At 51.5% G+C, this 15360-nt stretch carries 11 protein-coding genes; 7 read left to right on the plus strand and 4 right to left on the minus strand.

Annotation, left to right across the window (positions count from 1 at the left end; all coding sequences use genetic code 11):
• The first annotated feature begins 106 nt into the window (after positions 1-106).
• Positions 107-634 (plus strand): anti-virulence regulator CigR family protein, encoded by a 528-nt coding sequence (locus HV318_RS21680; RefSeq protein ID WP_182274380.1) that lies wholly within the window; start codon positions 107-109, stop codon positions 632-634.
• 35 nt (positions 635-669) lie between these two features.
• Here HV318_RS21680 and pflA read toward each other — a convergent pair whose 3' ends face one another.
• The 4 genes from pflA to ycaO all read right to left on the minus strand — a co-directional run bounded on the left by pflA (position 670) and on the right by ycaO (position 6973).
• Positions 670-1410, minus strand: coding sequence for a pyruvate formate lyase 1-activating protein (gene pflA / locus HV318_RS21685; protein WP_182274381.1), 741 nt, complete (start codon positions 1408-1410; stop codon positions 670-672).
• A 204-nt stretch (positions 1411-1614) separates the two neighbouring features.
• Positions 1615-3897, minus strand: a complete 2283-nt coding sequence (pflB, locus tag HV318_RS21690; RefSeq protein WP_182274382.1) for a formate C-acetyltransferase — start codon at positions 3895-3897, stop codon at positions 1615-1617.
• A 51-nt stretch (positions 3898-3948) separates the two neighbouring features.
• Entirely contained in the window at positions 3949-4806 is an 858-nt protein-coding gene (gene focA, locus HV318_RS21695; protein WP_182274383.1) for a formate transporter FocA, read from the minus strand.
• Between the two features lie 406 nt (positions 4807-5212).
• Positions 5213-6973, minus strand: coding sequence for a 30S ribosomal protein S12 methylthiotransferase accessory factor YcaO (gene ycaO, locus HV318_RS21700; RefSeq protein WP_182274384.1), 1761 nt, complete (start codon positions 6971-6973; stop codon positions 5213-5215).
• A gap of 334 nt (positions 6974-7307) precedes the next feature.
• Here ycaO and serC point away from each other — a divergent pair, with 334 nt between their 5' ends.
• From serC to HV318_RS21730, 6 genes are all read left to right on the plus strand, one after another.
• A complete protein-coding gene (serC, locus tag HV318_RS21705) occupies positions 7308-8396 on the plus strand; it encodes a 3-phosphoserine/phosphohydroxythreonine transaminase (protein WP_182274385.1) in 1089 nt (362 codons plus the stop codon).
• A gap of 69 nt (positions 8397-8465) precedes the next feature.
• Complete coding sequence (gene aroA, locus HV318_RS21710; protein ID WP_182274386.1) at positions 8466-9749, plus strand: 3-phosphoshikimate 1-carboxyvinyltransferase; 1284 nt, start codon at positions 8466-8468, stop codon at positions 9747-9749.
• A 185-nt stretch (positions 9750-9934) separates the two neighbouring features.
• The gene (gene cmk / locus HV318_RS21715; protein WP_152084089.1) at positions 9935-10618 is read left to right on the plus strand and encodes a (d)CMP kinase; all 684 of its coding nucleotides are present in this window, start codon (positions 9935-9937) and stop codon (positions 10616-10618) included.
• A gap of 111 nt (positions 10619-10729) precedes the next feature.
• Entirely contained in the window at positions 10730-12403 is a 1674-nt protein-coding gene (gene rpsA, locus HV318_RS21720) for a 30S ribosomal protein S1 (protein ID WP_003858235.1), read from the plus strand.
• A gap of 170 nt (positions 12404-12573) precedes the next feature.
• On the plus strand, positions 12574-12861 hold the full coding sequence (gene ihfB, locus HV318_RS21725; protein WP_003858233.1) for an integration host factor subunit beta: 288 nt from the start codon (positions 12574-12576) through the stop codon (positions 12859-12861).
• 216 nt (positions 12862-13077) lie between these two features.
• Entirely contained in the window at positions 13078-15342 is a 2265-nt protein-coding gene (locus tag HV318_RS21730; protein ID WP_182274387.1) for a ComEC family protein, read from the plus strand.
• The last annotated feature ends 18 nt before the right edge of the window (positions 15343-15360 follow it).

The following is a 15360-nucleotide window of genomic DNA, read 5'->3' on the forward strand; positions in this document are numbered from 1 at the left end:
AATGACAGGCTTTTTTGTTCTCATCACATATAAGAGTTTTACGTATTGTTTGTTTATTGCGCGAGGCGATAATTCAAATACGTTCTACCACTAAAAGGCAGTAATCATGTCTATACGTCGTTTTTCCACTACAGCTCTGGCAGTAGTGTTGTCTTTAACGTTCGCAACTGCGCCGGTCATGGCTAACCCAGGAAACGGGAATGGTGGTGGCCACGGCAACAGCGGTGGACAAGGCAATGGCGGCAATCATGGAAACGGGAATTCCGGTGATAATGGGAACGGAAATTCTGGCAATCATAGTAATAAACAAAATAACGCAAGCCAGGTGCATGGTAAATCGAGCAAAAACGTCAGCGATGATGTTGATGCACGCGTCAGCTTCGATCATGCCCGCCATCTGGCGTTGAACTATGGTTTAACGGGGTATGATTCATTGCCTCCGGGCATTGCGAAAAACCTTGCTCGTGGCAAACCGCTTCCTCCGGGGATTGCTAAGAAAACTGTCCCTGCCTCTATGCTGGATCAGCTTCCTTCGTATCCGGGTTATGAGTGGCGAGTGGTAGGTGATGATCTGGTCTTAGTTGCATTGAGTACGGCGATTGTGACCAGCATTATCAATGGCGTCTTCAAATAGAATACAAAAAGGCCCGGTTCTCACCGGGCCTTTTATTAATACATGACCTTGTGGCCGTACTGCTCAAGAATACCTTTAACGCGTTCCATCGTCTCTTTCTTCGGCGGCTTAACGCCATCGAGTTTGTACTCTTCACCCATCGCCACCCATTTATGTTTACCCAGCTCGTGATAGGGCAGAAGTTCTATTTTCTCAACGTTACCCATATCCCGGGTAAATTCGCCCAGACGATGCGCAGAATCATCATCATCTGACCAGCCGGGTACAACAACATAGCGGATCCAGGTTTTGATACCTTTCCCTGAGATGTATTTCGCGAACTCCAGGGTACGATGGTTGGAAACACCCACCAGATTCTGGTGGATCTCATCGTTCATCTGTTTGAGATCGAGCATCACCAGATCGGTCACTTCAAGCAATTCATCGATGACCGGATCGTAGCGGCGCACAAACCCGTTGGTGTCGAGGCAGGTATGGATACCTTCTTTGTGGCAGGCGCGGAACCAGTCGCGTACAAATTCAGCCTGAAGGATCGCCTCACCGCCGGATGCAGTCACGCCGCCGCCGGACGCGTTCATAAAGTGGCGGTAGGTCACCACCTCTTTCATCAAATCTTCAACGGTCACTTCCTTGCCACCGTGGGTATCCCATGTGTCACGGTTATGGCAGTACAGGCAACGCATCAGGCAGCCCTGGAAGAAGGTAATAAAACGGATACCCGGGCCATCGACAGTGCCACAGGATTCAAAGGAGTGAATGCGACCAATAATTGACATTGCGGTGATATCTCCAGCATCGGCCCGTCCGGGGCCTGTGTATGCACAGCTCAAAACCGGCTGTGTTTAAGTCTGTTTTGGCTGTTATCCATAAAGTATAGATAGCGGACAAAAGAGACTGGTGTGGAGAGGGTGCTAAAAAGGCCCCACTTGCGTGGAGCCTTTATTGTACGCTTTTTAACGCGTGATTTCAGTCAATTCCACTTACATGGACTGAGTGAAAGTACGGGTGATAACGTCCTGCTGTTGTTCTTTAGTCAGGGAGTTAAAACGTACTGCGTAGCCAGATACACGGATGGTCAGCTGAGGATATTTCTCAGGATGTTCCATCGCGTCGAGCAGCATTTCACGGTTCATGACGTTCACGTTCAGGTGCTGACCACCTTCGATGGACGCTTCGTGGTGGAAGTAACCATCCATCAGACCTGCGAGGTTAGTTTTACGCACTTCGTCGTCTTTACCCAGCGCGTTTGGCACGATAGAGAAGGTGTAAGAGATACCATCTTTAGCGTAAGCAAACGGCAGTTTAGCAACGGAGGTCAGAGAGGCAACTGCACCTTTCTGGTCACGACCGTGCATTGGGTTAGCACCTGGGCCGAATGGCGCGCCGGCACGACGACCGTCTGGGGTGTTACCGGTTTTCTTACCATACACAACGTTAGAGGTGATGGTCAGAACAGACTGAGTCGGGATAGCGTTACGGTAAGTAGTCAGTTTCTGAATTTTCTTCATGAAACGTTCTACCAGGTCAACCGCCATGTCATCAACGCGAGAGTCGTTGTTACCAAACTGCGGGTATTCGCCTTCGATTTCGAAGTCAACAGCCAGGCCGTCTTCGTCACGAATTGGTTTAACTTTCGCATATTTGATTGCAGACAGGGAGTCAGCAGCAACGGACAGACCAGCGATACCACACGCCATGGTGCGGATAACGTCACGGTCGTGCAGCGCCATCAGAGAGGCTTCGTAGCTGTACTTGTCGTGCATGTAGTGGATAACGTTCAGCGCAGTAACATACTGTTTAGCCAGCCAGTCCATGAAGTGATCCATACGGTCCATCACTTCGTCGAACTTCAGCACGTCGCCTTTGATTGGTTCAGACTTAGGACCAACCTGCATTTTCAGTTTTTCATCAACGCCGCCGTTGATTGCGTACAGCATGGTTTTCGCCAGGTTTGCACGCGCACCGAAGAACTGCATTTGTTTACCAACGATCATTGGGCTTACGCAGCAAGCGATAGCGTAGTCATCGTTGTTGAAGTCCGGACGCATCAGGTCATCGTTCTCGTACTGCAGAGAAGAGGTGTCGATGGACACTTTAGCGGCGAATTTCTTGAAGTTCAGAGGCAGTTTTTCAGACCACAGAACGGTGATGTTCGGCTCCGGAGAAGGACCCATGGTGTACAGGGTGTTCAGGAAGCGGAAGCTGTTTTTGGTAACCAGAGTACGGCCATCAACGCCCATACCACCGATAGACTCAGTTGCCCAGATTGGGTCACCAGAGAACAGTTCATCATATTCAGGCGTACGCAGGAAGCGAACCATACGCAGTTTCATGACCAGGTGGTCAATCATTTCCTGAGCGTCTTGTTCTGTGATTTTGCCTGCTTTGATGTCACGTTCGATGTAAGCGTCCAGGAAGGTGGATACGCGACCGAAGGACATTGCTGCACCGTTCTGAGACTTAACAGCAGCCAGGTAGCCGAAGTAAGTCCACTGGATAGCTTCCTGAGCGTTGGTAGCAGGACCAGAGATATCGCAGCCATATTTAGCAGCCATCTCTTTGATCTGACCCAGCGCACGGTGCTGTTCAGCGATTTCTTCACGCAGACGGATAGTGGCTTCCAGGTTTACGCCGTTTTCCAGGTCAGACTGCAGGGAAACGAACTGAGCGTATTTGTCTTTCAGCAGGAAGTCGATACCGTACAGTGCAACACGACGGTAGTCACCGATGATACGGCCACGGCCATACGCATCTGGCAGACCAGTCAGAACGCCAGATTTACGGCAGTTCAGAATGTCTTTGGTATAAACATCGAATACACCCTGGTTGTGGGTTTTGCGGTATTCGCTGAAGATTTTTTTCAGCATTGGGTCCAGCTCGCGGTTATACGCTTTGCAGGAACCTTCAACCATTTTGATACCACCGAACGGGATGATTGCACGTTTCAGTGGCGCTTCAGTTTGCAGACCAACGATTTTCTCAAGGGCTTTGTTGATGTAACCAGCATCGTGAGAAGTAATGGTGGAAGCAACGGAGGTGTCAAAATCAACTGGCGCGTGAGTGCGGTTTTCCAGTTTAACGCCTTCCATTACCTTGTCCCACAGCTTGGTGGTCGCGTCGGTTGCGCCAGCCAGGAAGGATTCGTCACCTTCATACGGGGTATAGTTTTTCTGAATGAAGTCACGGACGTTTACTCCATTCTGCCAGTCACCTTTCGCAAAACCTTCCCAGGCTGTGGCTAACTTTTCATTAAGCTCGGACATGTAACACCTACCTTCTTAAGTGGATTTTTTATTTACTGCCTGAGATAACCATCAATGATGGTCGTCGCCACGCAGGTAAATGACCCAGTATGTCAACCCAACTAACAGACCCCCACCGATAATGTTCCCGATAGTGACAGGGATCAGGTTATCAGTAATGAAATTCATAATAGTCAGGTGAGAGAAACTTTCCGGAGTTGACCCAACTGCAGTCCAGAACTCCGGGCTCGCAAAGTTGCGGATTACAATACCCATCGGGATCATAAACATGTTTGCGATACTGTGCTCAAAGCCGCTGGCAACAAACATCGCAACCGGCAGAACCATAATCATGGCTTTATCCATCAGGCTACGACCAGAGTAGCTCATCCAGACCGCCAGGCAGACCATCAGGTTTGCGAGGATGCCGAGAGCAACAGCTTCGATAAATGTATGGTGCATTTTGTGGTCAGCGGTTTGCAGGACGTTGAGTCCCCAGCCGCCGTTGGCGGTCATGTACTCGCCAGAGAGCCACATCAACAGAACAAAGAGCAGACAACCAATCAGGTTACCAACATAGACGTTAAGCCAGTTGCGCGCCAGTTGGCCCCAGGTAATTCTTCCGCTGGCTTTCGCCACCACAATCAGCACCGTTGAGGTGAAGAGGTCGGCACCGCAGATCACGCAAAGAATCAGACCCAGTGAGAAGCAAATACCGCCAACCAGCTTGGCCATGCCGAAAGGCATCGCGGCAGTACCGGTGGTCGCAGTGATGTAGAAGACGAAAGCGATAGAGATGAACACACCGGCCGTGATCGCCAGATAGAACGTCTTCATCGGATGTTTCGTTGCTTTATAGACACCCGCTTCTTCGGCAACTTTGGCCATCGCAGCTGGGAGTAATAGATCAAAAGGGTTGTCAGCTTTCACACTAACTCTCTCTTTATTAAGTCGGCGACGAGATACTAACAAAGCATTATAGAAGAGAAATTGATATAGATCATATCTCGCCTGGCTTATAGGCCCGCAATGCGTATGGTTTTACAACAAATGCGGAGTAAGTATTTGATTATCCGTATAAAAATAAATTTTAAAAGTTATGAAAAGAGTTGAATTTTTTCGTTCGACCATCTCCTGGACAGTTAATTAAAATGGAGTATTTACCATAAAAAGTAACAGCAAAGCCCGGGTAAGCATTATTATATTTACCCGTGTTTAACTTTATTATTACAATTAACAGTCATTGCCGAAGAAAATAAAAAACGGGGCAATGAAATCGCCCCGTAATATAGCCCAGACGATTGAATACGCCTACTGCTACTCATGTTATGTGCGCTTATTTTGACCAGTAAGTCGCTTTAGCTTTCTGCAGTTTCTCATAAGCATTCAACAGCGACTGATGCGCCGGGAAGGCTTTCAGATCGTTATCAACAGCCTGAAGTCCGTAGAACGGCTCTTCACCACTCAGCGCCGCGCTGGCTGCTTCCACCGCTTCTGCACCGTACATACGCACGAATGCATTCAGATATTGCAGTGGCTGACGATCTTCTTCCTGCGCAAGCAGCAGCAGGGTTTGCAGGCAACGGTAGTAGTTGGTGCGCTCGGCAGAGAAGACGGACTGGTTAAACTCCATTGTCCACTCGGTCCAGGCCAGCGCCTGATCCAGGTCGCCACCAGCCAGCGCCAGCATCGCTTTCAGCTCGCCAATGCGCAGGGTATACCAACCGTTGTCTTTACCGGTCGCCAGACCCAGCAGTTCGCGTACGCGGGTAAAGTCATCGTGACCTTCATCGTCCAGCTGGGCGATCAGGTTCAGATAATCTTCTTTTTCCCACTCGCTGCCCGGCAAGGCCAGCAGCGTTTCACGCAGATGTGCGCCCATGCTGTTGTTCGCCAGCCACAGATCTTCCGCCGGATAAATGTCGGACATGCCTGGAACAATAATGCGGCATGCGTAGACGCTCAGGTGCTCGTAGTCAGCAATATAGACTTCCTGATCTTCTGCGTCGAAGATAGCCATCAGGGTGGCGAACTCTTCTTCAGTGGTGCCGGCGAAGCTCCAGTCCACGAACGGGTAGTCCGCGTCCTGCTTAAACATATCCCAGGAGATCAAACCGCTGGAGTCGATGAAATGCGTCTCGAGGTTGGTGTGCTCGGCCACTTCTTCGTCGTCAAACGTTGGTGGGGTAAACACGTCGAGATCTTTCAGACTGCGACCCTGCAGCAGCTCGGTCACGGTACGCTCCAGCGCTACGCCGAAGTCCGGGTGTGCACCGAAGGAAGCAAAGCAGGTTCCGTTAGCCGGGTTGAACAGCACCACACAGATAACCGGATATTTACCGCCCAAAGAGCCGTCATAGGCAAAGATTGGGAAACCTTCCGCTTCCAGCTTAGCGATGGACTCTACCACGCCCGGATAGCGTGCCAGGACGTCAGCCGGGATCTCAGGCAGGCTGATAGACTCGGCAATAATGCGGTTTTTAATGTGGCGTTCGAAGACTTCAGACAGACCCTGCACGCGCGCTTCGTTGCGGGTGTTACCGGCGGACATGCCGTTAGACACGTACAAGTTGCCGACGATATTCATTGGGATATAGACGGTCTGGTCATCGGACTGGCGGGTAAACGGCAGGGCGCAAATACCACGTTCCTCATTGCCGGACTGCAGGTCAATCAACATGCTGGCGGTCAGTTCGTTTTCCGGATCGTAGAACGCGCGCAGACGTGCATCCAGAATGCCTGCTGGCAGTTCGTCGTCTTCGGTCAGCGGGAACCATTTTTCATTTGGATAGTGAACGAACGGGCCTTTTGCGACGGTTTCACCCAGCCAGAAGTCGGCGAAGAAATAGTTGGTCGACAGACGTTCAAAATACTCACCCAACGCAGAGGCCAGAGCCGCTTTTTTCGTCGCGCCCTTACCGTTGGTAAAGCACAGTGCACAGTCTTTATCGCGGATATGCACAGACCAGACGTGAGGCACCGGGTTCAGCCAGGAGGCTTCTTCGATATTAAAGCCCAGGTCGGTCAGTTTCTGCTGGAAGCGAGCGATGGAATCTTCCAGAGCGGCGTCTTTGCCGGGGATAAACGTTTGAGTCATGGCGTTCACTTTTATCGTACGTAAAGCGCGCAATGATACGGGTTTTGCATGACAGGTGCTATCTTCGGCGAAAATAAAAGGCAGGGCTATAGGGCAGAAGAACAATCAATAATGTCCACGCCGCGTGAATCCAGGATGGACGAAGGTTAGCCGGGGCAAATCGATCACCTGGCAGCCATTTTATCGGTTTTGTGACAGCAAGGTGGCAGATTGTATTGTGTGACGACAGACACATTTCGCCGGTCATAAGTTTTAGACATTGCGGCGCGTGTCACTGAATGATAAAACCGATATCCACAGTTATAACTTATGGCTTTTAGCGTGGTGAGGGGAAATGGCTCAAGTCTTTAATTTCAGTTCAGGTCCGGCGATGTTACCGGCAGACGTGCTTAAACAGGCTCAACAGGAACTTTGTGACTGGAACGGTCTTGGTACATCGGTGATGGAAATCAGCCACCGTGGTAAAGAGTTTATTCAGGTGGCGGAAGAGGCAGAAAAGGATTTTCGCGATCTGCTGAATATTCCCTCGAACTACAAAGTATTGTTCTGCCACGGCGGTGGACGCGGTCAGTTTGCTGGCGTTCCGCTGAATATTCTGGGCGGCAAAACGACCGCTGACTATGTTGACGCTGGCTACTGGGCTGCAAGCGCAGTGAAAGAAGCCAAAAAATACTGCTCGCCACATGTTATTGACGGCAAAATTACCGTTGATGGCCTGCGTGCCGTGAAGCCAATGAGCGAGTGGCAGCTTTCTGATAACGCAGCCTATCTGCACTATTGCCCGAACGAAACCATCGACGGTATTGCCATCGATGAAACGCCGAATTTTGGCAAAGATGTGGTGGTGGCAGCCGATTTCTCCTCCACCATTCTCTCCGCGCCAATTGATGTGAGCCGCTACGGTGTGATCTACGCCGGTGCACAGAAAAACATTGGTCCGGCGGGTTTGACGCTGGTCATTGTGCGTGAAGATCTGCTGGGCAAAGCACACACTGCGTGCCCGTCGATTCTGGATTACACCGTGCTGAACGATAACGACTCCATGTTCAACACCCCACCGACGTTTGCCTGGTATCTGGCGGGCCTGGTCTTTAAATGGCTGAAGCAAAACGGCGGTGTGGCGCAGATGGACAAGATCAACCAGCAAAAAGCGGAACTGCTGTACGGTGTGATTGATAAGAGTGATTTCTACCGCAACGACGTGGCGAAAACGAACCGTTCCCGCATGAACGTGCCGTTCCAGCTGGCAGACAGCAATCTGGATAAAGTCTTCCTGGAAGAGTCGTTTGCAGCGGGCCTGCATGCGCTGAAAGGCCACCGCGTGGTAGGGGGTATGCGCGCCTCTATCTATAACGCCATGCCGCTGGAAGGCGTAAAAGCACTGACCGACTTCATGGTCGACTTCGAACGTCGTCACGGTTAATTGCGCTGTTTTCACCCCCGCAGCTTGTGCTGCGGGGTTTTTATTATGTCGAGTTGAGAGTTAAGTTTCATGGAATCCCTGACGTTACAACCTATCGCGCGGGTAGATGGCACCATTAATCTGCCTGGTTCAAAAAGTGTCTCGAACCGCGCTCTGCTGCTGGCAGCTCTGGCAAACGGCACCACCGTCCTCACGAATCTGCTGGACAGTGATGACGTACGCCATATGCTCAATGCGCTGAAAGCGTTGGGAGTTCATTACACGCTGTCTGACGATCGTACCCGTTGCGAAGTGACCGGCAACGGCGGTGCATTGCGTTCGGCTGAAGAGCTTGAACTGTTCCTGGGCAACGCCGGAACGGCGATGCGTCCGCTGGCGGCTGCCTTGTGTCTGGGCAGTAACAACATTGTGCTGACCGGCGAGCCGCGCATGAAAGAGCGTCCAATCGGTCACCTGGTGGATGCCCTGCGTCAGGGCGGCGCACAAATTACGTATCTGGAGCAGGAAAATTATCCACCGTTACGTCTGCGTGGTGGCTTTACCGGCGGTAACGTTGAGGTTGACGGAAGCGTCTCCAGCCAGTTCCTGACCGCACTGCTGATGACCGCACCGCTGGCTCCGCAGGATACGGTCATCACCATTAAAGGTGATCTGGTATCTAAGCCGTACATTGATATCACGCTGCACCTGATGAAAACCTTCGGTGTTGAGGTTGAAAACCAGTCTTATCAGCGCTTTGTGGTTCGCGGTGCGCAGCAGTACCAGTCTCCGGGTCACTACCTTGTTGAAGGCGATGCCTCTTCGGCGTCCTACTTCCTGGCGGCCGGTGCGATTAAAGGCGGTACGGTAAAAGTGACCGGTATTGGCCGTAATAGCGTACAGGGCGATATCCGCTTTGCGGATGTGCTGGAGAAAATGGGTGCTGTCGTCACCTGGGGCGATGACTTTATCTCCTGTACTCACGGCGAGCTGAATGCCATCGATATGGACATGAACCATATCCCGGATGCGGCGATGACCATTGCGACGGCTGCGCTGTTCGCGAAAGGGACCACGACGTTGCGTAACATTTACAACTGGCGCGTAAAAGAGACTGACCGCCTGTTCGCGATGGCAACCGAGTTGCGTAAAGTTGGTGCTGAAGTGGAAGAGGGCGAAGACTACATTCGCGTCACGCCTCCGACAAAACTGCAGTTCGCGGAAATCGGCACTTATAACGATCACCGTATGGCAATGTGTTTCTCGCTGGTGGCGCTGTCCGACACGCCAGTGACCATCCTCGATCCGAAATGTACGGCAAAAACCTTCCCGGACTATTTCGAGCAGCTGGCGCGTATTAGCACGCTGGCCTGATGGATCCCTGCCGCATCATCCGATGCGGCATTTCCTTACGCTTTCTGACGTTCATCCTCGCCCGTTTCTTCTACACTCTGCTTCAATCATTCCGTAATTTGCACGCAAGGGTAACAGTTGCACACGTTGGCGCGTATAATGCGCGGCGTTCATGTTAACGGTATGCCTTAATTAAGGAGAAAAAGATGACGGCAGTTGCCCCGGTAATCACCATTGATGGGCCTAGTGGCGCAGGGAAAGGTACTCTGTGCAAAGCGATGGCGGAAGCATTGCAATGGCATCTTTTAGATTCGGGAGCAATCTATCGCGTGCTGGCTCTGGCTGCGCTGCATCACCACGTTGATGTTGCGTCTGAAGAGGCACTGGTACCGCTGGCTGCGCATCTGGATGTGCGTTTTGTTTCGACCGACGGTAACCTCGAAGTGATCCTGGAAGGGGAAGACGTCAGTGGCGAAATTCGTACCCAGGAAGTTGCTAACGCGGCTTCCCAGGTGGCAGCGTTCCCGCGTGTTCGTGAGGCACTTTTACGTCGCCAGCGTGGATTCCGTGAAGCCCCGGGTTTGATCGCCGACGGACGTGATATGGGAACCGTGGTCTTCCCTGATGCACCAGTAAAAATTTTCCTTGACGCCTCCTCGGAAGAACGTGCTCAACGCCGCATGCTTCAGTTGCAGGAGAAGGGGTTTAGTGTTAACTTTGATCGCCTTTTGTCCGAGATAAAAGAGCGCGACGATCGCGACCGTAACCGCGCTGTCGCTCCACTTGTTCCTGCTGAAGATGCATTAGTGCTGGATTCAACCAGTTTAACTATTGAGCAAGTGATTGAAAAAGCGCTACAATATGCGCGCCAAAAACTGGCACTCGCGTAATCGCGACCGATTTAGCAGTACCCCCGCTGCAATGGATTGACGGCGGGTATGTGAAACAACCCCATCCGGCACGGAGCCAGGTGGACGTTAATATTAACCTGAAGATTAAACATGACTGAATCTTTTGCTCAACTGTTTGAAGAATCCTTAAAAGAAATCGAAACCCGTCCGGGTTCCATCGTTCGTGGTGTTGTTGTTGCTATCGACAAAGACGTAGTACTGGTTGACGCCGGTCTGAAATCTGAGTCCGCCATTCCGGCAGAGCAGTTCAAAAACGCCCAGGGCGAGCTGGAAATCCAGGTTGGTGACGAAGTTGACGTTGCACTGGATGCAGTGGAAGACGGCTTCGGTGAAACCCTGCTGTCCCGTGAAAAAGCTAAGCGTCACGAAGCCTGGATCACGCTGGAAAAAGCTTACGAAGAAGCTGAAACTGTGGTCGGTGTTATCAACGGCAAAGTTAAAGGCGGCTTCACTGTTGAGCTGAACGGTATTCGTGCGTTCCTGCCAGGTTCACTGGTAGACGTTCGTCCAGTTCGTGACACCCTGCACCTGGAAGGCAAAGAGCTTGAGTTCAAAGTAATCAAGCTGGACCAGAAGCGTAACAACGTTGTTGTATCCCGTCGTGCCGTTATCGAATCCGAAAACAGCGCAGAACGCGATCAGCTGCTGGAAAACCTGCAGGAAGGCATGGAAGTCAAAGGTATCGTTAAGAACCTCACTGACTACGGCGCATTCGTTGACCTGGGTGGCGTTGATGGCCTGCTGCACATCACCGACATGGCGTGGAAACGCGTTAAGCACCCAAGCGAAATCGTGAACGTTGGCGACGAAATCACTGTTAAAGTGCTGAAGTTCGACCGCGAACGTACTCGTGTATCCCTCGGCCTGAAACAGCTGGGCGAAGATCCATGGGTTGCTATCGCTAAGCGTTACCCAGAAGGTACTAAACTGACTGGTCGCGTTACCAACCTGACTGACTACGGCTGCTTCGTTGAAATCGAAGAAGGCGTTGAAGGTCTGGTACACGTTTCCGAAATGGACTGGACCAACAAAAACATCCACCCATCCAAAGTTGTTAACGTTGGTGATGTAGTGGAAGTGATGGTTCTGGATATCGACGAAGAACGTCGTCGTATCTCCCTGGGCCTGAAACAGTGCAAAAACAACCCATGGCAGCAGTTCGCGGAAACCCACAACAAGGGTGACCGTGTTGAAGGTAAAATCAAGTCTATCACTGACTTCGGTATCTTCATCGGCCTGGACGGCGGCATCGACGGCCTGGTTCACCTGTCTGACATCTCCTGGAACGTTGCAGGCGAAGAAGCAGTTCGTGAATACAAAAAAGGCGACGAAATCGCTGCAGTTGTTCTGCAGGTTGACGCAGAGCGTGAACGTATCTCCCTGGGCGTTAAACAGCTCGCAGAAGATCCGTTCAACAACTGGGTTGCACTGAACAAGAAAGGCGCAATCGTAAACGGTAAAGTGACTGCAGTTGACGCTAAAGGCGCAACCGTAGAACTGGCTGACGGCGTTGAAGGTTACCTGCGCGCTTCTGAAGCTTCACGTGACCGCGTTGAAGATGCAACTCTGGTTCTGAGCGTTGGCGACGACGTTGAAGCTAAGTTCACCGGTGTTGACCGTAAGAACCGTGCAATCAGCCTGTCTGTTCGTGCTAAAGACGAAGCTGATGAGAAAGATGCAATCGCAACTGTTAACAAACAGGAAGATGCAAACTTCTCTAACAACGCAATGGCTGAAGCTTTCAAAGCAGCTAAAGGCGAGTAATATCAAGTTCTCAACATCATTTGAGCTGTAACGCATTTACAGCGATAAGGATGAGGAGCAGACTTGACAGATTGCAGGATTCGTCCTGTAATCAATAACAAAGGGCGGCTACGGCCGCCCTTGTTTAATGAGCTGTTCAGCTAATTGGTTTGAAAGGAACCGGAGGAATCATGACCAAGTCAGAATTGATTGAAAGACTTGCCAGTCAGCAACCGCACATCCCTGCAAAAGCAGTGGAAGATGCCGTAAAAGAGATGCTGGAGCATATGGCCACCACTCTTGCCCAGGGCGAGCGCATTGAAATCCGCGGTTTCGGTAGTTTTTCTTTGCACTATCGTGCTCCACGTACCGGGCGTAACCCGAAGACTGGCGATAAAGTCGAGCTGGAAGGCAAGTACGTTCCACACTTTAAGCCGGGTAAAGAACTGCGCGATCGCGCCAATATTTACGGCAACTGAGTTTAACCGTCAGGTGTAAACTGGGTTAAAAGAGAAAGCACCTGCGGGTGCTTTTTTTGTCTGTCTCACTTTCATTCTGAAGATGCGCCGCAATTTCAGCCTCGCTTTTCTGCAACCCGTTAAAAACATTACAGCGTCTGCTGTAACCCGTATTTTTTCCCACTGACGCTTTCCCTGCCTGCTTACATACTACCGCCCTGAAACAGGGAGGTAGCAATGGGAATTCCCGTTATTAGTGTGTGCGCCATTCTGGCGATAGTACCGTTACTCTGGCTACCTGAACTGCCAGCACGCCATATCGTCTGGATAATGATTGCTGGCGGAATAGTGCTGGCTATCCAGCGAAAAGTTGAGCTGAGGTTTGTCGGTATTGGGTTGTTATTTTGCGTCTGGGGTATTCTTGCTGCGCAAGAAAGCGTATGGCCGATGCAGCATTTAACCACGGGTGTACAGCGGGCAGTGGTAGAGATTACGGCCACCGATGGGGCAATGATGCATCAGGGGAAGATTGTGACTCTCAACGGCAAACGCTGGAGTGCTTCCACGGGGGTAATGCTGTATGGCAATTACCTGCCGCAAAAGGTGTGTGCTGGTCAGCGCTGGGCCATGACGCTGCACCTCAGGGCAGTACACGGTGAGCTAAACGACGGCGGTTATGATGCGCAACAAAGCGCTTTTGCCCGACATCAAACGCTGAGCGGCCGGTTTACTCAGGCTGAAATTGTCGACGATCGCTGCAGCCTGCGTGCCCGATATCTGATGTCACTGCAAAATACGTTGTCTTCATATCCGTGGGGAGCGGTGATCCTGGGGCTGGGAATGGGGGAGCGCCTGGATGTACCGCGAGAAATAAAAAACCTGATGCGTGAAACAGGCACACTGCATCTGATGGCGATTTCGGGCCTGCATATTGCGCTGGCGGCATCCATCGCCTGGTTACTTGTCCGGGGTATCCAGTTTTTCTTGCCGTGCAACTGGGTTTACTGGCAGATGCCCGTTCTGGGCGGACTGTTCTTTGCGGCCTTTTATGCATGGCTCACCGGATTGCAACCACCTGCACTGCGCACCGTCATCTCGCTTGCGGTGCTGGCGGCCTTGCGGATAAGCGCCCGTCGCTGGACCCCCTGGCAAGTCTGGTTTTGCTGCGTGGCAGCGATTCTGATCTTCGATCCTTTAGCCGTACTTTCGCAAAGCCTGGCCTTGTCAGCCTTTGCCGTGGCGGCATTGATTTTCTGGTATCAGTGGCTGCCACTTCCGCGCTGGCACCGGTTTGGCCATATGCGACCGCTGGTGAATATGATCTATTTACAGGTCGGAATGCTACTGTTGCTCCTGCCATTACAGGTGTTGATTTTCCATGGTTTCAGCATCTCTTCTCTGGTGGCGAATCTCTTTGCCGTTCCTCTGGTCACGTTTATCTCTGTTCCGTTGATCCTGGCCGGTATGTTGCTACATTTGCTCCCGCTGTCGTCACTGGAAACGGCCATCTGGTTTGCGGCAGATAAATCTCTGGAAGGATTGTTCTGGTTGCTGATGCGTTTACCGGATGGCTGGCAGAATGTTGATGAACGCTGGCAATACCTGACATTGCTGCCCTGGCTTGCTCTGATCGGCTGGCGTTTTTGTGCCTGGAAAACGGTTCAGGCAGTTTGCATGGCAGGAACACTGATGCTGGCATCCCCTTTCTGGCGAACGGTTAAAACCGATAGCTGGACGTTGCATATGCTGGATGTGGGGCAGGGGCTGGCAATGGTTATTGAACGGCAGGGTAAAGCGATTTTATATGATACCGGTCTGGCCTGGCCAGGTGGTGATAGCGCACAACAACTGCTCGTTCCCTGGCTTCGCTGGCACCACCTGCGGCCTGAAGGCATCATTCTGAGTCACGAGCATCTCGACCACGCTGGAGGGCTGGCGTCGTTGCAAAAGACATGGCCCGATTTGTGGGTAAGAAGTTCATTACGCTGGGTGGGGCATCTTCCGTGTTTTCGTGGGCAGCAATGGCAGTGGCAGGGGTTAACATTCACCGTCCACTGGCCACCTGAAAATCTGTCTGCTAAAGGCAATAAGCGTTCTTGCGTGGTTAAAATTGATGATGGTGAACAAAGCGTGCTACTGACCGGTGATATTGAGGCAGAGGCTGAACTTGCGATGCTTAGTCACCGCTGGCGTTATCTTGCATCAACACTCATTCAGGTACCCCATCATGGCAGTAATACGTCTTCATCAGCCCCCCTGGTACAGCGGGTGGAAGGAAAAATCGCGCTGGCCTCGGCAGCACGTTATAACGCGTGGCGATTTCCGTCAGGCAAAGTGGTCAGACGTTACAGAAAAGAGGGCTATATTTGGTACGATACACCCCAATCTGGACAAATATCTGTGACTTTTTCACAACATGACTGGCAAATCCGACGTTTGCGAGATCAATATTTACCACGTTGGTATCATCAGTGGTTTGGCGCGCCCGTAGATAACGGGTAGAATATGCGGCTATTTCAA

It is taken from the genome of Enterobacter sp. RHBSTW-00901 (assembly GCF_014103115.1).
Lineage (GTDB): Bacteria > Pseudomonadota > Gammaproteobacteria > Enterobacterales > Enterobacteriaceae > Enterobacter > Enterobacter cloacae_P.